The sequence below is a fragment of the Mesorhizobium sp. M0894 genome, assembly GCF_040319725.1.
Classification (GTDB): Bacteria; Pseudomonadota; Alphaproteobacteria; order Rhizobiales; family Rhizobiaceae; genus Mesorhizobium.
In genome coordinates, this window is the sequence record NZ_JAMYOG010000002.1 from 488642 (window position 1) to 508215 (window position 19574).

General features: G+C 63.3%; 16 protein-coding genes and 1 riboswitch. Of the genes, 10 read left to right on the forward strand and 6 right to left on the reverse strand.

All coding sequences use genetic code 11. From position 1 onward, the window contains the following. Positions 1-34: 34 nt before the first annotated feature. Positions 35-3562: a DNA polymerase III subunit alpha gene (gene dnaE / locus NKH91_RS05705; RefSeq protein ID WP_352814555.1), complete on the reverse strand. Its 3528-nt coding sequence runs from the start codon at positions 3560-3562 to the stop codon at positions 35-37. Between the two features lie 490 nt (positions 3563-4052). Then, entirely contained in the window at positions 4053-6065 is a 2013-nt protein-coding gene (locus tag NKH91_RS05710; RefSeq protein WP_352844194.1) for an acetyl-CoA carboxylase biotin carboxylase subunit, read from the reverse strand. Between the two features lie 213 nt (positions 6066-6278). Between NKH91_RS05710 and NKH91_RS05715 the strand changes: the two genes are divergently transcribed. The 6 genes from NKH91_RS05715 to NKH91_RS05740 all read left to right on the forward strand — a co-directional run bounded on the left by NKH91_RS05715 (position 6279) and on the right by NKH91_RS05740 (position 11056). Further along, a complete protein-coding gene (locus NKH91_RS05715) occupies positions 6279-7406 on the forward strand; it encodes an S-(hydroxymethyl)glutathione dehydrogenase/class III alcohol dehydrogenase (protein WP_352547345.1) in 1128 nt (375 codons plus the stop codon). 73 nt (positions 7407-7479) lie between these two features. Beyond that, complete coding sequence (gfa, locus tag NKH91_RS05720) at positions 7480-8049, forward strand: S-(hydroxymethyl)glutathione synthase (RefSeq protein WP_023720122.1); 570 nt, start codon at positions 7480-7482, stop codon at positions 8047-8049. Between the two features lie 66 nt (positions 8050-8115). Then, positions 8116-8583 carry a YaiI/YqxD family protein gene (locus NKH91_RS05725; RefSeq protein WP_352883709.1) on the forward strand — a complete coding sequence of 156 codons (468 nt, stop codon included), beginning with the start codon at positions 8116-8118 and terminating at the stop codon, positions 8581-8583. A gap of 4 nt (positions 8584-8587) precedes the next feature. Beyond that, positions 8588-9265: a DUF1345 domain-containing protein gene (locus NKH91_RS05730; protein ID WP_352482182.1), complete on the forward strand. Its 678-nt coding sequence runs from the start codon at positions 8588-8590 to the stop codon at positions 9263-9265. A 101-nt stretch (positions 9266-9366) separates the two neighbouring features. Next, positions 9367-10245, forward strand: coding sequence for a cytochrome b/b6 domain-containing protein (locus tag NKH91_RS05735; protein ID WP_352844197.1), 879 nt, complete (start codon positions 9367-9369; stop codon positions 10243-10245). A gap of 1 nt (position 10246) precedes the next feature. Next, positions 10247-11056 (forward strand): molybdopterin-binding protein, encoded by an 810-nt coding sequence (locus tag NKH91_RS05740; RefSeq protein ID WP_352844199.1) that lies wholly within the window; start codon positions 10247-10249, stop codon positions 11054-11056. A gap of 23 nt (positions 11057-11079) precedes the next feature. Here NKH91_RS05740 and NKH91_RS05745 read toward each other — a convergent pair whose 3' ends face one another. After that, positions 11080-11682, reverse strand: a complete 603-nt coding sequence (locus tag NKH91_RS05745; RefSeq protein ID WP_352640642.1) for a DUF3011 domain-containing protein — start codon at positions 11680-11682, stop codon at positions 11080-11082. Positions 11683-11768: 86 nt separating this feature from the next. Here NKH91_RS05745 and NKH91_RS05750 point away from each other — a divergent pair, with 86 nt between their 5' ends. After that, entirely contained in the window at positions 11769-12599 is an 831-nt protein-coding gene (locus NKH91_RS05750; RefSeq protein WP_352950958.1) for a transporter substrate-binding domain-containing protein, read from the forward strand. A gap of 12 nt (positions 12600-12611) precedes the next feature. Here NKH91_RS05750 and NKH91_RS05755 read toward each other — a convergent pair whose 3' ends face one another. Beyond that, positions 12612-13610 (reverse strand): hypothetical protein, encoded by a 999-nt coding sequence (locus NKH91_RS05755; protein ID WP_352547341.1) that lies wholly within the window; start codon positions 13608-13610, stop codon positions 12612-12614. A gap of 203 nt (positions 13611-13813) precedes the next feature. Continuing rightward, positions 13814-13900: riboswitch (glycine riboswitch) on the forward strand. Between the two features lie 148 nt (positions 13901-14048). Between NKH91_RS05755 and gcvT the strand changes: the two genes are divergently transcribed. Genes gcvT through gcvP form a run of 3 tightly spaced genes read left to right on the forward strand, consistent with a single transcriptional unit; the run spans position 14049 to position 18350 of the window. Further along, positions 14049-15149 (forward strand): glycine cleavage system aminomethyltransferase GcvT, encoded by a 1101-nt coding sequence (gene gcvT, locus NKH91_RS05760; protein WP_352844201.1) that lies wholly within the window; start codon positions 14049-14051, stop codon positions 15147-15149. 5 nt (positions 15150-15154) lie between these two features. Then, entirely contained in the window at positions 15155-15523 is a 369-nt protein-coding gene (gcvH, locus tag NKH91_RS05765; protein ID WP_352482176.1) for a glycine cleavage system protein GcvH, read from the forward strand. Positions 15524-15539: 16 nt separating this feature from the next. Beyond that, complete coding sequence (gcvP, locus tag NKH91_RS05770) at positions 15540-18350, forward strand: aminomethyl-transferring glycine dehydrogenase (protein WP_352844203.1); 2811 nt, start codon at positions 15540-15542, stop codon at positions 18348-18350. A 71-nt stretch (positions 18351-18421) separates the two neighbouring features. Here gcvP and NKH91_RS05775 read toward each other — a convergent pair whose 3' ends face one another. Together NKH91_RS05775 and NKH91_RS05780 are read right to left on the reverse strand one after the other, a co-directional pair. Beyond that, positions 18422-18949: a GGDEF domain-containing protein gene (locus tag NKH91_RS05775; protein WP_352844205.1), complete on the reverse strand. Its 528-nt coding sequence runs from the start codon at positions 18947-18949 to the stop codon at positions 18422-18424. Next, positions 18946-19527, reverse strand: a complete 582-nt coding sequence (locus NKH91_RS05780; RefSeq protein WP_352883719.1) for a hypothetical protein — start codon at positions 19525-19527, stop codon at positions 18946-18948. Before NKH91_RS05780 ends, NKH91_RS05775 begins: the two co-directional genes overlap by 4 nt. Positions 19528-19574: the final 47 nt, after the last annotated feature.

Below are 19574 nucleotides of genomic sequence, written 5' to 3' on the forward strand. Positions count from 1 at the left end.
ACCAGCCGTCCAGTGTTGCCAGCCGGGCAGCCGGCTACACCAGCTCCACTTCCACCACGCCTGGCACAGCGCGCATCGCCGACGCGATCTGCGGCGAGACGCGGTAGCGGTTGGGCAACTCAATCTCGACCTCGCCCTCGCCGCCTTCCTTGATGACGATGATGCTCACCTGACTGTCGCCACGCTGCCCAAGTTGCGATTGGATTGTCGATGCCGGTGCGTCATTTCTGACGAAGATGCGCAGCGCTTTCTGGATGCGGCTTGCCTCGTCCTCCAGCGACTGCACGGTCTGGATGCGCAGATTGACGCCTTCCGGCCTGTCCTCGGCCGAAACGGTGATCACCACCGAGCGGCCGGGTTCGAGCAGGTCGCGGTATTGTGCCAGCCCCTCCGAAAACAGCACCGCTTCATACTGGCCCGACGTGTCGGAAAACTGCACGACGCCCATCTTGTTGCCGGTGCGCGTCTTGCGTTCCTGCTTGGTGGTGACGGTACCGGCGAGCCGGCCGGCGGCAGCACCGCGTTTGACGGCGGCCGAAAACTCGCCCCAGGTCTGCACCCGCATTTTCTGCAGCGCCGCCTTGTATTCGTCGAGCGGATGCGCCGAGAGATAGAATCCAACCACCTGGAATTCGCGATGCAGGCGATCGGCGGCGAGCCAGGGGTCGGTCGCCGGCAGGTTGAGTGCCCGCGACTGTGCGCCAAGCGAAGCGCCAAAAATGTCATGCTGGCCGGTGACGGCATTCTGCTGCGCCAGCGATGCCAGCCCCATCATCCGCTCGACGCCGGCCATCATCGCCGCGCGGTCGTGGCCGAAGCAGTCGAGCGCGCCAGCCATGATCAGGCTTTCGAAGACGCGCTTGCCGACGATCTTCGGATCTACCCTTTCGCAGAAATCGGCGAGGCTCTTGAACGGCTTTTCGCCGCGCGTGGCGACGATGTGCTCGACCGCCGCGTCGCCGACGCCCTTGAGCGCGGCCAGCGAATAGAAGATGCGGTTCTCGCCGACCTCGAAATCCCGGAACGACGTCATCACCGATGGCGCCACCACTTCGATGCCGAGACGCAGCGCATCCTGGCGGAAATCGGCGAGCTTGTCCGTATTGCCCATGTCGAGCGTCATCGATGCGGCCAGGAATTCGACCGGGTAATGCGCCTTCAGATAGGCGGTCTGGTACGACACGACGGCATAGGCGGCAGCATGCGATTTGTTGAAACCATAGTCGGCGAACTTTGCCAGCAGGTCGAAAATGAAGTCGGCTTGCGGCTTGCCGACGCCACGCTCGACCGCACCGGAAACAAAGCGCTCGCGCTGCTTGTCCATCTCGGCGCGGATCTTCTTGCCCATGGCGCGGCGCAGCAGATCGGCTTCGCCCAGCGAATAGCCGGAAAGCTCCTGCGCGATCTGCATCACCTGTTCCTGGTAGACGATGACGCCTTGCGTCTCCTTGACGAGATGGTCGATCTTCGGGTGGATCGACGCCATCTCCTCCTCGCCATGCTTTCTGGCGTTGTAGGTCGGGATGTTCTCCATCGGCCCCGGCCGGTAGAGCGCGACCAGCGCGATGATGTCCTCGATACAGTCGGGCCGCATGCCGATCAGCGCCTTGCGCATGCCGGCACTTTCCACTTGGAACACGCCGACCACCTCGCCGCGCGACAGCATGGCGTAGGTTTCCGGGTCGTCGAGCGGAATGTGGGCGAGATCGATCTCGATGCCGCGGCGGCGGATCAGCTTGACCGCCCTGTCCAGCACGGTCAGCGTCTTCAGCCCAAGGAAGTCGAATTTCACCAGCCCGGCCTGCTCGACATACTTCATGTTGAACTGTGTGACCGGCATGTCCGAGCGCGGATCGCGGTACATCGGCACCAGTTCCCACAGCGGCCGGTCGCCGATAACGATACCGGCGGCGTGCGTCGAGGCGTGGCGGTAGAGACCTTCCAGCTTCTGCGCCGTGTCGAGCAGCGTTTGCACGATCGGCTCCCGCTCGGCCTCTTCGGCAAAGCGCGGCTCGTTGGCGATGGCGTCGGCGAGCTTGACCGGATTGGCCGGGTTCGACGGCACCATCTTGCTCAGCTTGTCGACCTGGCCGTAAGGCATCTGCAGCACGCGGCCGACGTCGCGCAGCACCGCGCGCGCCTGTAGTGTGCCGAAGGTGATGATCTGGCCGACCTGGTCGCGGCCGTATTTCTGCTGGACGTAACGGATGACCTCCTCGCGCCGGTCCTGGCAGAAGTCGATGTCGAAGTCGGGCATCGACACGCGATCGGGATTGAGGAAGCGCTCGAACAGCAGCGAAAAGCGCAGCGGATCGATGTCGGTGATGGTCGTCGAATACGCAACCAGCGAGCCGGCGCCCGAACCGCGGCCCGGGCCGACCGGAATGCCTTGTGCCTTGGCCCATTTGATGAAGTCGGCAACGATCAGGAAATAGCCCGGATATTTCATCTTCTCGATGACCCCGAGCTCGAAATCCAGTCTTTCGCGATACTGGTCGGCCGTGTAGCCGGGTGTGAGCCCATGCGCCGCCAGCCGCGCGTCCAGCCCTTCATGCGCCTGCCGGGCAAGCTCCTGCGCCTCCGCTTTAACCGCCGCTTCGGCGTCGGCGACATCGCGGCCGGCAAAGCGCGGCAGGATCGGGTTGCGGGTCTTCGGATAGTAGGAGCAGCGCAGCGCGATCTCGACGGTGTTGTCGATTGCTTCCGGCAGGTCGGCGAACAGCCTCGCCATATCGGCCTGGCTTCTCAGGAAGTGGTCGGGCGAAAGGCGGCGGCGATTGTCGGCCGCAACCACGGAGCCTTCGGCGATGGCGATCAGCGCGTCATGCGCCTCATAGTCTTCACGAGAAAAGAAAAACGCCTCGTTGGTGGCAACCAGCGGCAGATCGTGGCGGTAGGCGAGGTCGACCGACGACTGCTCGATCGTGCGGTCGTAGCCGGACACGCGCTCCAGCTCGACATAGAGCCGGTCGCCGAACAGGCCCTTGAGCGCCAGGAGCCGGGTCTCGGCGAGTTCGCGGCGGTCCTCTTTCAAGGCATTGCCGATCGGGCCTCGCGGCCCGCCCGTAAGGCAGATCAGACCGTCGGAGTGGCCCTGCAGCATCTCGGTCGTCAGATGCACCGCTTCGCCGGGCGGTGTCTCGAGGTAGACGCGGCTGACCAGCCTGACCAGATTGCCGTAGCCGGCCTCGGTTGCGGCGATCAGTACGACGGGCCGCATCTCCGGTCCTTGCCGCCTGCGGTCGCGCTGGCTGTCGCTCGCCTCGCCGGAAAAGGCGAGGTCGATCTGGCAGCCGATGATCGGCTGGATGCCGTCCTTCACGGCTTTCTGGGCGAATTCCAGCGCGCCGAACAGATTGTTGGTGTCGGTGACGGCGATTGCCGGGCACTCGTCCTGCACCGCATGGCCGACGATCTTGCCGAGCTGCAAGGCGCCTTCGAGCAGAGAATAGGCCGAATGCACGCGCAGATGAATGAACCGACGCGCCGCCTGCTCCGCCCGCGACGCCTTCGCATAGGCCTCGCGCAGCAAGGGATCGCGTGGAAGTCTCTCATCCGCCATGGTTTTTTCGCGCCGCCTCACAAGGACTCAGTCGATGAAGATGTATTGTCCGGCACCGGGTAACACGAGTCCAGCGGAAGCGATTGGAGCTTTGTGAGTTTAGAGCAACCGCCGAACCTGCCAATCTCCCCCCTCGTGGGGGAGATGTCCGGCAGGACAGAGAGGGGCGCTGTCCCGCCGACCTCAGGCCGGAAACAAAAAACCCGCCACAGCGGGCGGGTCGTTGGAGCCAATTAGCACCATACCCAGATTAGTAGCATAGCTGCCGGCACAAAGCAAGAACAAAATACGCCACGACGGCAAAAAGCGAATTCCTCACGGCCTCGCCTGTCCCTCCTCCACTGAGCGTGCCAACCCATTGCAAGGTCGCGTTTCTTCGCGCCCCTCTCTGTCCTGCCGGACATCTCCCCCACGAGGGGGGAGATTGGCCGTCACCTCGGCTTTCGCTAATCTCCAACGTCCCAGGCCGGCGCCGAGGCGGATTTCAGCCTTACGCGAATTCCATGATTACCGCGTCGACCGCAAGGCTGTCGCCGGGCTTGGCGTTGAGCTTCGATACGATGAGATCGCGCTCGGCGCGCAGCACGTTTTCCATCTTCATCGCCTCGACCACAGCCAGCGTCTCGCCGGCCTTGACCTCCTGCCCCTCGGCAACCGCGATCGACACGACGAGGCCAGGCATCGGGCAGAGCAGCATCTTCGACGTGTCCGGCGCCACTTTTTCCGGCATCAGCCGTTCGAGTTCGGCGGTTCGCGGCAGCATGGCGCGGGCTGTCACAGACATGCCTTTCCAGGCAAGGCGGAACCCGTTCAGCACCGGCCTGACCTGCGCCGCGACTTTGCGGCCGCCGACCGTGCCGCGCCAGATGAGATCGCCCGGCCGCCAGTCGGAGGTCACCCTCAGTGCCTTGCCGCCGTCGATTGTGAGGTCGAGCTCCATCGGAATGGAAATCATGCCTTCGACGATGGCGACCGAAAGATAATCCCGGCCGATCTTCACCGCCCAATCGCGTTTCAAGGCGCCGGAATGCGGCGCCAGCCGCCCGCCCAGCCGGTCGAGCCGGTCGCGGCGCAGCAGTTCGACCGCGGTGGCGATCGCGGCCAGCACCGCTTTCTCCTCGGCGTCTGGCACGATCGGCGCGAAGCCTTCGGGGTATTCCTCGGCGATAAAAGCGGTCGACAGCCGCCCTTCCCGCCAGCGCGGATGCTGCATCAGCGCCGCCAGGAACGGTATGTTGTGCTCGATACCGTCGACAACGAACCTGTCCAGCGCTTCCGACATCGCATCTATTGCCGCAAGCCGCGTCGGCGCCCAGGTGCACAGCTTGGCGACCATCGGATCATAGAACATCGAGATTTCCGAGCCTTCGGTGACGCCGGTATCGTTGCGGATGACTATTTCGCCAAATTGCCCCTCTTCCGGCGGCCGGTATCTCGTCAACCGGCCAATCGACGGCAGAAAGTTGCGATACGGGTCTTCGGCATAGAGGCGGCTTTCCACCGCCCAGCCGTTCAGCTTGACGTCGCCCTGCTTGATGGCGAGCTTTTCGCCGGCTGCCACGCGGATCATCTGCTCGACCAGGTCGATGCCGGTGACCAGTTCCGTCACCGGATGCTCGACCTGCAAGCGCGTATTCATTTCCAGGAAATAGAAGTTCTTGTCGCTATCGACGATGAATTCGACCGTGCCGGCGCTCTGGTAGTCGACCGCCTTGGCCAGCGCCACAGACTGCTCGCCCATGGCTTTGCGGGTCTTGGGATCGAGGAACGGCGACGGCGCCTCCTCTACGACCTTCTGGTTGCGGCGCTGGATCGAGCATTCGCGCTCGCCGAAATAGAGCGTGTTGCCATGGGCGTCGGCGAGCACCTGGATTTCGATATGGCGCGGATCGACAATGAACTTCTCGATGAAGACGCGGTCATCACCGAACGAGCTTTTGGCCTCCGACCGCGCCCGGTCGAAGCCGTCGCGCACCTCGGCCTTGTTCCAGGCGATGCGCATGCCCTTGCCGCCGCCGCCGGCCGAGGCCTTGATCATCACGGGATAGCCGATTTCGCCAGCGATCTTTTCGGCATGGGCGGCGTTTTCGATGACGCCGAGCCAGCCGGGCACCGTCGAAATCTTGGCGGCGTTGGCGAACTTCTTCGATTCGATCTTGTCGCCCATTGCCTTGATGGCCTTGGGCTTCGGGCCGATGAAGACGATGCCTTCCTGCTCCAGCGCCTCGCAGAAGGATGCCCGCTCGGACAGGAAACCGTAGCCGGGATGCACGGCCTCGGCCCCTGTCGCCTTGCAGGCGGCGATGATCTTTTCCGGGGCCAGATAGCTTTGCGCGGCGGGAGAAGGGCCGATATGCACCGCCTCGTCAGCCATTTCGACATGCACCGCGTCGCGGTCGGCGTCGGAATAGACCGCGACGGTGGCGATGCCCATCTTGCGCGCCGTCTTGATCACGCGGCAGGCGATCTCGCCACGGTTGGCGATCAGGATCTTTGTGAACATGCAGGCCTCGTCCCTCGGCTGCCCTTCTTTTCCGGGCTTCCCGTTTTATGGGCTTCAGGGGGCCGGTCAAGGCAAAGTCGGAGCCTATCCCGGACGCAAATCGGCGAGCTCTGACGACAATCCGGGATCAGAACGTCGCTTCGTGCATAGCGCAGAGCTGAGTGGTAAGTTAAATCTAACCTGGATTGCAGACTGCCATGGGAGGATTGCCTGATGAAAACGCGCGCCGCTGTCGCCGTCGCCGCCGGAAAGCCGCTGGAGATCATGGAGGTCGACCTCGAAGGTCCCCGTGATGGCGAGGTGCTGGTCGAGATCAAGGCAACCGGCATCTGCCACACCGACGAGTTCACACTGTCGGGCGCCGACCCGGAAGGCCTGTTCCCGGCAATCCTCGGCCATGAGGGCGCCGGCATCGTCGTCGACGTCGGCAAGGGCGTCACCTCCGTCAAGAAGGGCGACCACGTCATCCCGCTTTACACGCCGGAATGCCGGCAGTGCCCCTCCTGCCTGTCGCGCAAGACCAATCTCTGCACCGCGATCCGCGCCACGCAGGGGCAAGGCCTGATGCCCGACGGCACGTCGCGGTTCTCGATCGGCAAGGACAAGCTGTTCCACTACATGGGCTGCTCGACCTTCTCCAACTTCACCGTGCTGCCCGAGATCGCGGTGGCCAAGGTCAATGCCGACGCCCCCTTCGACAAGATCTGCTACATCGGCTGCGGCGTCACCACCGGCATCGGCGCTGTCATCAACACGGCCAAGGTCGAGCAAGGCGCGACCGCCGTCGTCTTCGGCCTTGGCGGCATCGGCCTCAACGTCATCCAGGGCCTGCGCCTTGCCGGCGCCGACATGATCATCGGCGTCGACCTGAACAACGACAAGAAGGCCTGGGGCGAGAAATTCGGCATGACGCATTTCGTCAATCCGAAGGAGATCGACGGCGATATCGTGGCTCATCTCGTCAACATGACCAAGCGCGGCGCCGACCAGATCGGCGGTGCCGACTACACGTTCGACTGCACCGGCAACACGAAAGTCATGCGGCAGGCGCTTGAATCGTCCCACCGTGGCTGGGGCAAGTCGGTCATCATCGGCGTTGCCGGCGCCGGACAGGAGATCTCGACGCGGCCGTTCCAACTGGTCACCGGCCGCACCTGGATGGGCACCGCTTTCGGCGGCGCGCGCGGCCGCACCGACGTGCCGAAGATCGTCGACTGGTACATGGACGGCAAGATCGAGATCGATCCGATGATCACCCACACGCTGAAGCTCGAGGACATCAATAAGGGGTTTGACCTTATGCATGAAGGCAAGTCGATCAGGAGCGTGGTAGTTTACTGAGGAGGAGGAGAAAGCCGCCGGCCAATCAGCCAGCGGCCGAAAATGCACATGTTCAACAAGGGAGGAGACAAAAATGCCGGAAAAACTGCATCCGAAAATCGACAATGGACTGCCCAGGGAAAAGGCCGACTTTGCCGGCGGGACGCTGGTCTGCGCCTGCACCAGCAATCCGGTCAAGGTGAAGGTCAAGGGCCAGATCGCCCACAACCATGCCTGCGGCTGCACCAAATGCTGGAAGCCGGAAGGCGCACTGTTCTCGGTCGTGGCGGTGGCCGGTACAAGCGACGTGACGGTCACCGAAAACGGCGACAAGCTGAGGATCGTCGATCCGGGCGCGCTGATCCTGCGCCATGCCTGCACCGGCTGCGGCGTCCACATGCACGGCCCGGTCGAGCGCGACCACGCTTTCAAGGGGCTGTCCTTCATCCATCCGGAGCGCTTCCAGGAGGACGGCTGGTCGCCTCCGGGCTTCACCGCCTTCGTCTCGTCGATCATCGAATCCGGTGTCGATCCGAGCCGTATGGACGGCATAAGGTCACAGCTGAAGTCGATCGGGCTCGAGCCTTATGACTGCCTCAATCCAGGTTTGATGGACTATATCGCCACCTGGACGGCGAAGAGATCTGGCGCGTTGCCGGCCTAGTAGCCGCTCGACTATCATCGATCGAGCCGGGCGACGTCGCCCGGCTCTTTCACATTTGGAACAACGATGCCCACACCCGCTATTCTCGTCGATGCCGATGCCTGCCCGGTGAAGGCCGAGGTCGAAAAGGTCGCCGAGCGCCACGGCACCGTCGTCACCTTCGTCTCCAATGGTGGCTTGCGTCCGTCGCGCGATCCGATGATCCGCAATGTCGTCGTCTCCAAGGGTGCGGACGCTGCCGACGACGGGATCGTCGAAAATGCCCGGCCCAACGACATCGTGGTGACCGCCGACATCCCGCTTGCTGCCCGCGCGGTGGCGCTTGGCGCCCATGTACTCGGCCCGACCGGGCGCCCGTTTACGCCGGAGACGATCGGCATGGCGGTGGCGATGCGCGACCTCAAGCAGCACCTGCGCGAGACCGGCGAAAGCAAGGGCTACAATTCGAGCTTCGCGCCGCAGGATCGCTCGCGGTTTCTCGGCGAACTTGACCGCATCTTGCGGCGGGCGCTGAAATCCGCCTCAGCGGACTGAAACCATGACGACCGGTACCCCCACCAGGATGCCCATGCAACGCCACACGCCGTTCGCGCTGTCGGCCTGCATCGGCGTGGCAGCCTTCGCCGCAGCGCTGATCTGGCGTGCGCCGCTTGCCTATTCGATCGGCGCCAATGTGTTCTTTGCCGCCTATCTCTGTCTTGTCGTCGCTCACATGCCGCGGCTTACTGGCAGCTATCTGCGCAAGAATGCAGGCGACACGGACCTGCCGGTGCTGGCCATCTTCGCGGTCACGCTGGTTGTGGTCGCAATTGCCATCATCTCGTTGTTTCAATTGATCAACAGGGAGAAGAGCGCGGATCCCGTCGAGCTTACGGTGGCGTTGTTGTCTATCCCGCTTGGCTGGTTGACCATCCATGCGATGGCGGCACTTCACTACGCACATCTCTATTGGTTGGACGGCGACGCGATGGATGGCGACACCAAAAAGAAAATTCCGGTCGGCGGCCTCGACTTCCCGGGCGGCAAACGGCCGGAAGGCTCGGATTTCCTCTATTTTGCGACAGTGATCGGCATGACGGCGCAAACTGCCGACACCAACATCACAACCTCGCAAATGCGCCGTGTCGTGCTTGTGCATTCGATCCTGTCGTTCTTCTTCAACACGGTGATCGTGGCAGCCGCGGTCAACCTCGCAGTCAGCCTCGGCAGTCCGTAATAAATCCGGGATCGGGTGAAACATCGCTTAAGCTGGCGACGTATTGGGAGGAGAAGAGATCTGACAGGCCGCGGCGAACGTGCGGCCGGAGGGAACAACAGATGGAATCGCTTGCCAGAAACCAAGCCGCCGAAGCAGATACCGCCGCGCCGAGCGATGCGACGCTGATCTATCGGCAGTCGCGCTGGACGCGGCTGATGCATTGGCTGTGGGCGATCGCGCTGTTCTTCATGCTGCTTTCCGGTCTGCAAATATTTAACGCCCGCCCACAGCTCTACATCGGCAAGGAGTCGGGCTTTGGCTACAACAACACCATCTTCGCCATTGGCGCCGAAAACACGGTGACTGGCCCGCGCGGCTACACCGACATCTTCGGCAAGCGCTTCGATACCACCGGCGTGCTCGGCTGGTCGGGTCCGGCCGGCCAGGAGACCTCCCGCGCCTTCCCGTCCTGGGCGACGATCCCTTCCTACTACGATCTCGGCACCGCGCGCGTCGTTCATTTCTTCTTCGCCTGGGTGCTGACCACCACGCTGCTGGTCTGGCTGGTCGCCAGTCTGATCAACGGCCATTTGCGGCGCGATCTTGCCCCGCGCCTCGATGATATCAGGCGGCTGCCGCGAGACATTGTCGACCACGCAAGGTTCAGGTTCCACCACACGCGCGAATACAACACGTTGCAGAAGATGGCCTATGGCGGCGTGCTGTTCGTGCTGCTGCCGCTGATGATCATCACCGGCCTGGCCATGTCGCCGAGCATGAACTCGGTGCTGCCATTCCTGAACGACCTGCTCGGCGGCCGGCAGACGGCGCGCACCATTCATTTCACGGTGATGCTGCTGCTCGTCGCCTTCTTCATCATCCACATCCTGATGATCCTCGCCGCCGGCCCGATCAACGAGCTGCGTTCGATCATCACCGGCTGGTACCGAACCGACCCGCCGGCGCATGGCGACAAAGCACCCGAGAGGAGCGCCTGACATGGCGAAATTCGAGATCAGCCCCAAGCTACAGACAAGCCGAAGAAAATTCCTGACCTCGGCCAGCCTCGGCCTTTCCGGCATCATGCTTTCGGGCTGCGACGCCTTCGACAGCCAGCTTGGCGTCGGCGACGGCCTGCGCAGCTTCCTCGAAAGCGCCAATGGCCTGACCTGGCGGGCGCAGCGGCTGCTTGCCGGCCGTGACGCGCTGGCGCCGGAGTTCACCGAGGCCGACATTCGCCAGCCGCAGCGGCCGAACGGCGTCACCGCGCCCGACGACGATTTCTACAAGGGCCTGCTCGCCAACGATTTCGCCGACTGGCGGCTGGAGGTTTCCGGCCTCGTCGAAAAACCGCTGTCGCTGAGCCGCGAGCAGCTGATGAACATGCCGAGCCGCACCCAGATCACCCGCCACGACTGCGTCGAAGGCTGGAGCTGCATTGCCAAATGGACCGGCACGCCGCTGTCGCTGGTGCTCGACCAGGCGGTGGTCAAGCCGCAGGCGCGCTACGTCATGTTCCACTGCCTCGATACGATCGACCGCAGCCTTGCCGGCGATATCAAATATTACGGCTCGATCGACCTGATCGATGCCCGTCATCCGCAAACGATCCTTGCCTATGGCCTCAACGGCAAGCCGTTGCCGGTCGAGAACGGCGCGCCGCTGCGCGTCCGCGTCGAGCGCCAGCTCGGCTACAAAATGCCGAAATACCTCACCAAGATCGAGCTGGTCGACGGCTTCGCCAATGTCGGCGGCGGCAGAGGCGGCTATTGGGAGGACAATGGCTACGACTGGTACGGCGGCATCTGACCGAAACCTGACTTAAGCCTCATCTAACTGTCGTCGTCGCTGTCGTCGCCGTCGCTGCGCAGGGCCGGATTCAGATCAGGATTGTCGTCAGGGGTAACAAGCTTCCCCAGCCCGTGCGGTCCTTGGTAGTTGCCGTGGGTATCGAAGTTGGGATTGCCCTGATTGTCGAATTGCGGCGTCGGATCGATCGATTGGTCGTAACGGCGCGGGCGCGGCTTCGGATAGTAATTGTCGGAATGATGGCGGTGCGAATTGCCGTCGTCGAGAATGGCGCCTACCACGCCGCCGACGATAATGGCTGCAGCGACGTCGCCAGCAGAGGGATTGCGGTTGGGGCCGGCGACTGCGAATTCGGCCGAGCAACCATTGTCGACCCAGATGCCGCCGCCGTCATAGCCCCAGCTTCTACCATATACGCAACGCGCCTTCGAAAGCCTGGAGGTCAACTGCACGCCACGTCGCGTATCGATCCCGCAATAGGAATAGCGGTAATCGGCGCTGGAGCAGACCATGCGTTTTGCCCCCGCAGCCTGCGCTGCCGCCGGCAGCAACGAAAGCTTCGCCGGGTTGCCCAGGATGCAAACCAGGAACATCATCGAACTGCTAACCGCCATCCGTGCCGACATCGCAACTCTCCATCAGGGTCCGCTATCGACAGAATGGCACCTCTGTGTAAATCTGACAACCGGACGGGCTCAGCGAGGTTATATTAATGCGCGCTAAGATGATCGCCACAACTATACTTGCCCTTTCTGCCTGGTTGGCTTTGTCGCTGCTGCCAGCCCGGGCGGATGACAGCCTCAAGCGCATCATCGACCAGAAGACACTGACGGTCGGCGTGGGGCTCAACCCGCCATGGATCCTCAAGAAGGCCGACGGGAAGTTCGCCGGCTATGATGTCGACCTGACCAATGCGCTGGCGTCTGATCTCGGCGTCGACCTGAAGCTGGTCGAGGTGCATTGGAACGACCTCAAGACACGACTGCTCAAGGGTGATTTCGACATGATCGCGGCGGGCTACGCCAGCACGCCGGAACGCGCACGCGAGGTGGTGTTCTCCAACCAGACCGGTACCGCCGATATCCGCATGGTTGCGACGATCGCCAGCCTTGGGAAAAGGCCGGGAAAGGCAGTAGCGGCGCCGGGATACAAGATCGCCGTGTTGTCCAATTCCACCGATGAAGCCGCCGCGAAGGAAGCTTTTCCTAAGGCGACCATCCTTTCTTTCGACAATACCTCAGATGTTTTCGCCGCGATCATCGGCGGCGACGCACAGGCGATGGTCGCCACATCGCCAACGCCGCAAATGGCCGCCAGGCTCTATGACGCGAAATTGAAAATGGTGGGCGGTCCGCTGTTGCGGACGCCGGAGGCGTTTGCCATGCGGCCGGACGATGTCCGCCTCATCCAATACGTCAACAACTGGATCGGCGCGCGTACCGCTGACGGCACCATAGGCGGCGTGCGCCGCTACTGGTTCGGCAGCTTCAAATGGATGTCGCGGTTCGACACCGGCGCCAAGCCGGAACCTGCCAAGCAATAGGTTGGCGACCTGTTATGCGACCTTGTCGATCAGCGGCTTGAGCGCCGGGTGGATTTCCGGCGAGGCGTGCTTGATCAGCGTCAGCAACGCACGCTCGTTCTCCTGCAGCGGCCGGTCGCCGATGTGTTCAGCCAGCCATTTCGCCTCGCCGGCATCGACCGTCTCGGCGCGGCGGGCCAGAGCCTCGGCTGCGTTGTTCCTCGATTCCCATTCGGCCTCGACGTCGCCCGGTGAACGATAGGCCTCCATAATGCCGGACAGGCCACCCGACACCATGCGGCTGAAGAAACCGCCGATCTCCGGATCGGCCTGCTCGAAAAAAGCATCCCGGCGCAGCGCCACATCGCGCACCGGCGCTTCGTAGCCGGCCGAACACATGACGAAATTGGCGATCGCCTTGACGAACAGATCGTTCCACGACGGATCATTGTCGCCCGCCACTGTCCGCTCGTTGATCTTGAACAGCACCTCGGCCTCGGCGCGGCTGATGGCGATGTTGCCATCGCCGCCATAGGCGTAAAGGATGCGGCGCAACAGCTCGACCTCAGCCTTGGCTATCGACCCAGGGATAAGCCTGCCGCCGGTCGTCAGCGGCCCCTTGCCATCCACGACCGCATGAGCGACCTGCTCCAGCGCATAGCCGGAAAGCGTGCTCGGCGATGATTTGGCAACTTCCAGCACGTGCACTAGCAACTCGAGTTCGGTTCGGCTGTCAACCATGCCGTCGCGCGAAATCGCCCGGATCAGCCAGTCGGCATTGTCCTGGGAAACATAGCCGGCCGGCTGTTCCTGGTGGACGATGAAGTCGGTGACGGCCTCGACGAAAAACTCGAGCCATTCCGCGCATTTGTCCCTCGCCGTCGCGTCGAGCGCAAACAGCGCCTCGGCCTCGCCGCGCGTTACCACGCCGTCGCCGAACACTTCGCCGCGCAGCATGACCACGTCTTCCGCCGTGATCCGATTTTTCGAGGTCAGCCCGGCCACTGGCGCGCTCATGATCAATTCGCCCATTTTGTTCCCCGCCCGCCGCCGGCAATTGCCGGCCCTTATCCGGCATATCAGCAAGGTCTTGAGAAACCGGCAAGCGGCGTGGTTAGCGAAGGCTTGCCTGTAAAGAAGGCCCGCAGAAGACTGCCAGTAAAAATGTCGCTGGCAGGTGACAAGGTGTCGTCCACGGGCTATGGATGACGAGTCGAGGGCTCTTAACCGAGTCCTACCTGTTTGCGGGAGAGAGCAGCGAGAGCTGCCGCCGAAGGGGAAATCGCCCGAAATCTCTCAGGCAAAAGAACCGTAGACGGGAAAGACACTCTGGAAAGTCGGGGCTTGCCCCCGCGCCGAAGGTGTAAGCGCTGCCGACAGAGTTACGGGGCGCGAGTCTCTCAGGCTTCAGACAGAGGGGCACGGACTGGTCGCCATTCGCGACCGCTTGCGTGCGACTCTGGAGATGACATGACGGGCGACGACACCAAACACCTTCCCCTCGAAGATCTGCACATGGCAGCCGGTGCGCGCTTCGGCGCCTTCGCCGGCTGGTCGATGCCGCTGACCTATCCGGCCGGCGTGATGAGGGAGCATCTTCACAGCCGCGAGCATGCCGGCCTGTTCGACATCTCGCACATGAAGCTGTTCGAAATCAGCGGCCCGGGCGCAGCAGCGCTTCTGAACCGCGTCTGCCCGTTCGATGCCGGCGCGCTTCAGGTTTCCCAGTCCAAATACACGTTCTTCCTCAATGAGGCCGCCGGAATACTCGACGATCTGATCGTCACCAGGCTCGGCGTCGAGCGCTTCATGATGGTCGCCAATGCCGGCAACGCCGCCGCCGACGAAAAGCATCTGCGTGAACTTGCCGAGGATTTCGACGTGAAGGTGGACGCGCTCGACCGCGTCTTCCTGGCCATCCAGGGCCCCGAGGCATGGGCTGCCCTTTCCCGCGCCGGCATCGAGACCGGTTCGCTGGTGTTCATGCACGGCATCGAGCCGCGCGAAAACTGGTTCATGAGCCGGTCGGGCTATACCGGCGAAGACGGTTTCGAGATCGGCCTGCCGGAAGCGGACGCGCGAACCCTCGTCACCAGGTTGCTCGAGGACGAGCGAGTGATGTGGATCGGCCTTGCCGCCCGCGACAGTCTGCGGCTCGAAGCAGGACTGTGCCTGCACGGGCTGGACATCACGCCGGAGATCGATCCGGCCAGCGCCGGGCTGATGTGGGCCATCCCCAAGGAGGTTCGCGCCTCTGGCGCGTTCATCGGCGCCGATGCATTGCGCGCCATCCTGGAGCGCGGCCCGGCGCAAAAACGCGTCGGCCTGAAGCCGGACGGCCGCCAGCCGGTGCGCGCCGGTGCTGCCCTTTTCGACGCCGACGGCAACCCTGCCGGCCATGTCACCTCAGGCGGCTTCGGCCCCTCGGCCGGTCATCCGGTGGCAATGGGCTACGTCCGGACGCCGCTTGCCAAGCCCGGCACAAGACTGTTCGCCGATGTCCGCGGGACGAAAATCCCGGTCGACATCCACCCCTTGCCCTTCACGCCCCATCGCTACCGCAAAGGATGATTTCAATGGCAAAGACCTATTTCACCGAAGATCACGAATGGCTTCGCGTCGAGGGCGGCATCGCCACCGTCGGCATCACCGATTACGCGCAGCAGCAGCTCGGTGACCTCGTCTTCGTCGAACTGCCTGAGCCAGGGAAAAAGCTGGCCAAGGGCGATACGGCCGTGGTGGTCGAATCGGTCAAGGCGGCATCGGACGTCTACGCACCGGTCGACGGCGAGATCACCGAAGCCAACACCGCGCTGTCGGCCGATCCTTCGCTCGTCAATTCGGCGGCAACCGGCGACGGCTGGCTGTGGAAGATGAAGCTGGCCAATGAGAGCCAGCTCGACGGCCTCCTCGATGAAGCCGCTTACAAAGCCCATATTGGTTGATAGCAGGACCAGCAAGATGACCGCAGCACCCTACCCCTTCTCGGCTCGCCATATCGGCCCGGGCCTCCAAGACGTCAGAGCCATGCTGGCCACGATCGGCGTTCCCTCGGTCGAGACGCTGATCAGCCAGGCAGTGCCGAAGTCGATCCGGCTCGACCGTCCATTGGCCTTGCCCGCCGCTGCAAGCGAAGCGGAAGCGCTGACCGAGCTCGCGGCGACGATGGCAAAGAACACGGTGCTGAAGAGCTTCATCGGTACCGGCTATCATGGCGTCCACGTGCCGCCGGTGATCCAGCGCAACCTGTTCGAGAACCCGGCCTGGTATACGGCTTACACGCCTTACCAAGCCGAGATCAGCCAGGGCCGGCTGGAAATGCTGTTCAACTTCCAGACGCTGGTCACCGAGCTGACCGGCTTGCCGGTGGCGTCGGCCTCGCTGCTCGACGAGGCGACGGCGGTGGCCGAAGCGGTCGGCATTGCGCTGCGCCATCATCGCGACAAGCGCACCAAGGTGGCACTGGCCGGCACGCCGCACCCGCAGACGCTGGACGTCGTTCGCACCCGCGCCGAACCGCTCGGCATCGAGGTCGACGGCGAGGTGATCGACGACAACACCGCCGCCCTGCTGGTCTCCTGGCCCGATACATTCGGCGTCTATGGCAATCACAAGGCAGCGATCGACAAGGCCCGCGCTGCCGGCGCGCTGGTCGTCTTCATTGCCGATCCGTTGGGCCTGACGCTGACCGACGCGCCAGCCAGGCTTGGCGCCGACATCGCCGTCGGCCCGATGCAGCGTTTTGGCGTGCCGATGGGCTTTGGCGGGCCGCACGCCGCCTATTGCGCCGTGTCCGACAGGCTGACGCGGCTGATGCCCGGCCGGCTCGTTGGCCAGTCGACGGACAGCAAGCGCCGTCCCGGATATCGCCTGGCCTTGCAGACACGCGAGCAGCATATCCGCCGCGACAAGGCGACCTCCAACATCTGCACCGCACAGGCGCTGCTCGCCAACATGGCGACGGCCTATGCGATCTGGCATGGCCCTGCCGGGCTGCAGGCGATTGCCGGCCGCGTCCACACGCTGGCCAACCGCCTGGCTGCCGGCCTCAAGGCAGCAGGCGTTTCGGTGCTCGGCGGAAGCCGCTTCGACACGGTGACCGTGGAAGTGAAGGGCAGAGCCGCCGCACTTGCCGCCGCCGCCGAGAAGACCGGCCGGCTGCTGCGTGTCATCGACGCCGACCATGTCGGCATCAGCTTTGACGAGACCTCCACTGAGGCCGATCTGGAGGCGATCGCAGCACTTTTCGGCGCCAAGGCCGGCGTTGCCGCCGGCAGTTCCATGCCAGGAAAACCGCGCGGCAAGGAGTTCCTCACCCAGCCCGTCTTCCACGAAAACCACTCGGAAACCGACATGATGCGCTTCTTGCGCCGGCTGTCCGACAAGGACCTGGCGCTCGACCGCGCCATGATCCCGCTCGGCTCCTGCACCATGAAGCTCAACGCCGCCGCCGAAATGATGCCGGTAAGCTGGCCCGATGTCGCCAACCTGCATCCCTTTGCCCCGGCGAGCCATTCGGTAGGCTATCGCGCCATGATCGACGAGCTGGAAGGCTGGCTGGCGGAGATCACCGGCTTCGACGCGGTGACCCTGCAGCCCAATGCCGGCAGCCAGGGCGAATATGCAGGGCTGCTCGCCATTCGCGGCTATCATTTGTCGCGTGGCGAAGGCCATCGCACCGTCTGCCTGATCCCGTCCTCGGCGCATGGCACCAATCCGGCAAGTGCGGCCATGGCCGGCATGAGTGTCGTCGTCGTGCGCTGCACCGAGGACGGCAATATCGACATGGAAGACTTGCAGGCCAAGGCGGCCGAGCATGCAAAAGACCTCGCGGCGCTGATGTTCACCTATCCTTCAACGCATGGTGTTTTCGAGGAAGGCGCGCGCGACCTCTGTGCGCTCGTCCACAGCCATGGCGGCCAGGTCTATTTCGACGGCGCCAATCTCAACGCTCTGGTCGGCCTCGCCCGTCCCGGCGATATCGGTGCCGATGTCTGCCACATGAACCTGCACAAGACCTTCTGCATTCCACATGGCGGCGGCGGCCCCGGCGTCGGCCCGATCGGCGTCAAGGCGCATCTGAAGCCATATCTGCCCGGCCACGTCACCGAAGGCTCGGCCCATGCCGTGGCGGCGGCACCGTTCGGCAGCGCCTCGATCCTGCCGATCACCTGGATGTATATCCGCATGATGGGTGCTTCCGGCCTGAAGCAGGCGACCGAGACGGCGATCATCTCCGCCAACTATGTGGCGACGCGGCTTGGCGAGCATTTCCCCCTGCTTTACAAAGGGCGCAACGGACGCGTTGCGCATGAATGCATCCTCGACACCCGCGTGCTCAAGGACAGCGCCGGTATCAGCGTCGACGATATCGCCAAGCGGCTGATCGACTATGGCTTCCACGCGCCGACCATGTCGTTCCCGGTGGCCGGCACGCTGATGGTCGAGCCGACCGAATCCGAGCCCAAGCGCGAGCTGGATCGTTTCTGCGAAGCCATGATCGCCATAGCCGGCGAGGCAGCCAAGGTGGCGAAGGGCGAATGGCCCTTGGCCGACAATCCTCTGGTCAATGCGCCACATACCGCCGCCGAGGCGTTGGCCGGCCAGTGGACCCATCCCTATTCGCGCCTGGAAGCGGCCTACCCCGCCGGCGATGCCGATACGGCGGCAAAATACTGGCCACCGGTGTCACGCATCGACAACGTCGCTGGCGACCGCAACCTGGTCTGCTCCTGCCCGCCGCTGTCGGAATATCTGGGTGCGGCGGAGTAGACCATGATCCCGAAGAATGGAATCCGGTTTTCGGACAAGATCATGGTCTAACAAGAAGATAGAAGCCTCAATCAGGCAGAACGCAAGGCCGGCCCGTCGGCCTTGCTCGCCCTGTCCCGGGCGATGACGCGATTTCGCCCGGCGCGCTTTGCCGCATAGAGCGCGGCGTCGGCTTCGGCCAGCACATCATCGAGACCGGTGCCGCTCGTCCCACCAAAGCCGATGCCGCCGCTGACTGTGCTTCGCAACGGACCAAGCTGGGTGGCCACGACTTCCGTACCGAAGGCGACGCTGATCTTGCTCGCAATGTCATAGGCTTTTTCTTCCGTCATCCGCGACATGACGAGCACGAATTCCTCGCCGCCCAGCCGGAAGGCGTCGACGCCGGTTCTGGCGTATTTCCTAATGACGGCGGCAAAGCGGCGCAGGACCTGGTCGCCGACCGGATGACCGAATACGTCGTTCGTCCTTTTGAAATGGTCGAGGTCGAACATGGCGACGGACATAAACGGACCGAAGACCCGCTCGCCGTAGAGTGCCGTTAACGCCCGCCGGTTCATCAGCCCGGTCAATGGATCGGTCATCGTCTCGGCCTTCATTCGATCTGCGCCTGCAAATGGTGCAGGGAGAGCGTTAATGCGCCAAGCCCGGTCATGCAGGCGACGGCTACGACGGAATTCACCCGCTCGGCCCAATTGTCCGGTGCTACGCCGAGCACCCACTGGCCCTTGACCAGCAGGACCGCGCCGCAAAGTCCGAACGACAGCGCACAGACGCCGCTCAGGAACGATACGACCAGCAATATCCGGCGATCATGACCACCCTCAATCCAGAACATCGCCCCGATAAGCGAGAGTAGCGCCGTTACCGTCGCATAGGTGACAATGAAGCCGACACCATCAAACCCGAGATACGTCGCGCCCGCGCAAACAGCCATCGCAGCCAAGGTCGGCAAGATGGCGCGCCTATAGTCGCGCATGCTGAGATTTTGCATGGCCGACAGGCAGATAATCAGGAAGCCGAGGCTGAGAAGAGCAAGCACGATCTGGCAAAGCCAGGGGCTTGGATCTCTTGTGTAATGCCAAAACAAGACCACATGTGCGACGAGCACGAGAATGCCGCACGCCACCGTCAGCACAAAGCGTGCCTGTGGCGCGGTGAACCAGATCGCAAACATGGTGATGCTGAGGCACGTGCCCGACAGCGCCGCTGCGAGCAGGAGCG

Excerpts from the sequence above, each read along its gene's own strand:
- NKH91_RS05745 (WP_352640642.1), bottom strand. The coding sequence starts at position 11,682 with ATGTCGGCACGGATGGCGGTTAGCAGTTCGATGATGTTCCTGGTTTGC.
- NKH91_RS05715 (WP_352547345.1), top strand. The coding sequence starts at position 6,279 with ATGAAAACGCGCGCCGCTGTCGCCGTCGCCGCCGGAAAGCCGCTGGAG.
- gcvH (WP_352482176.1), top strand. The coding sequence starts at position 15,155 with ATGGCAAAGACCTATTTCACCGAAGATCACGAATGGCTTCGCGTCGAG.
- NKH91_RS05725 (WP_352883709.1), top strand. The coding sequence starts at position 8,116 with ATGCCCACACCCGCTATTCTCGTCGATGCCGATGCCTGCCCGGTGAAG.
- NKH91_RS05730 (WP_352482182.1), top strand. The coding sequence starts at position 8,588 with ATGACGACCGGTACCCCCACCAGGATGCCCATGCAACGCCACACGCCG.
- NKH91_RS05755 (WP_352547341.1), bottom strand. The coding sequence starts at position 13,610 with ATGGGCGAATTGATCATGAGCGCGCCAGTGGCCGGGCTGACCTCGAAA.
- NKH91_RS05735 (WP_352844197.1), top strand. The coding sequence starts at position 9,367 with ATGGAATCGCTTGCCAGAAACCAAGCCGCCGAAGCAGATACCGCCGCG.
- NKH91_RS05750 (WP_352950958.1), top strand. The coding sequence starts at position 11,769 with ATGCGCGCTAAGATGATCGCCACAACTATACTTGCCCTTTCTGCCTGG.
- NKH91_RS05775 (WP_352844205.1), bottom strand. The coding sequence starts at position 18,949 with ATGAAGGCCGAGACGATGACCGATCCATTGACCGGGCTGATGAACCGG.
- gcvP (WP_352844203.1), top strand. The coding sequence starts at position 15,540 with ATGACCGCAGCACCCTACCCCTTCTCGGCTCGCCATATCGGCCCGGGC.
- dnaE (WP_352814555.1), bottom strand. The coding sequence starts at position 3,562 with ATGGCGGATGAGAGACTTCCACGCGATCCCTTGCTGCGCGAGGCCTAT.
- NKH91_RS05780 (WP_352883719.1), bottom strand. The coding sequence starts at position 19,527 with ATGTTTGCGATCTGGTTCACCGCGCCACAGGCACGCTTTGTGCTGACG.
- gfa (WP_023720122.1), top strand. The coding sequence starts at position 7,480 with ATGCCGGAAAAACTGCATCCGAAAATCGACAATGGACTGCCCAGGGAA.
- NKH91_RS05740 (WP_352844199.1), top strand. The coding sequence starts at position 10,247 with ATGGCGAAATTCGAGATCAGCCCCAAGCTACAGACAAGCCGAAGAAAA.
- gcvT (WP_352844201.1), top strand. The coding sequence starts at position 14,049 with ATGACGGGCGACGACACCAAACACCTTCCCCTCGAAGATCTGCACATG.
- NKH91_RS05710 (WP_352844194.1), bottom strand. The coding sequence starts at position 6,065 with ATGTTCACAAAGATCCTGATCGCCAACCGTGGCGAGATCGCCTGCCGC.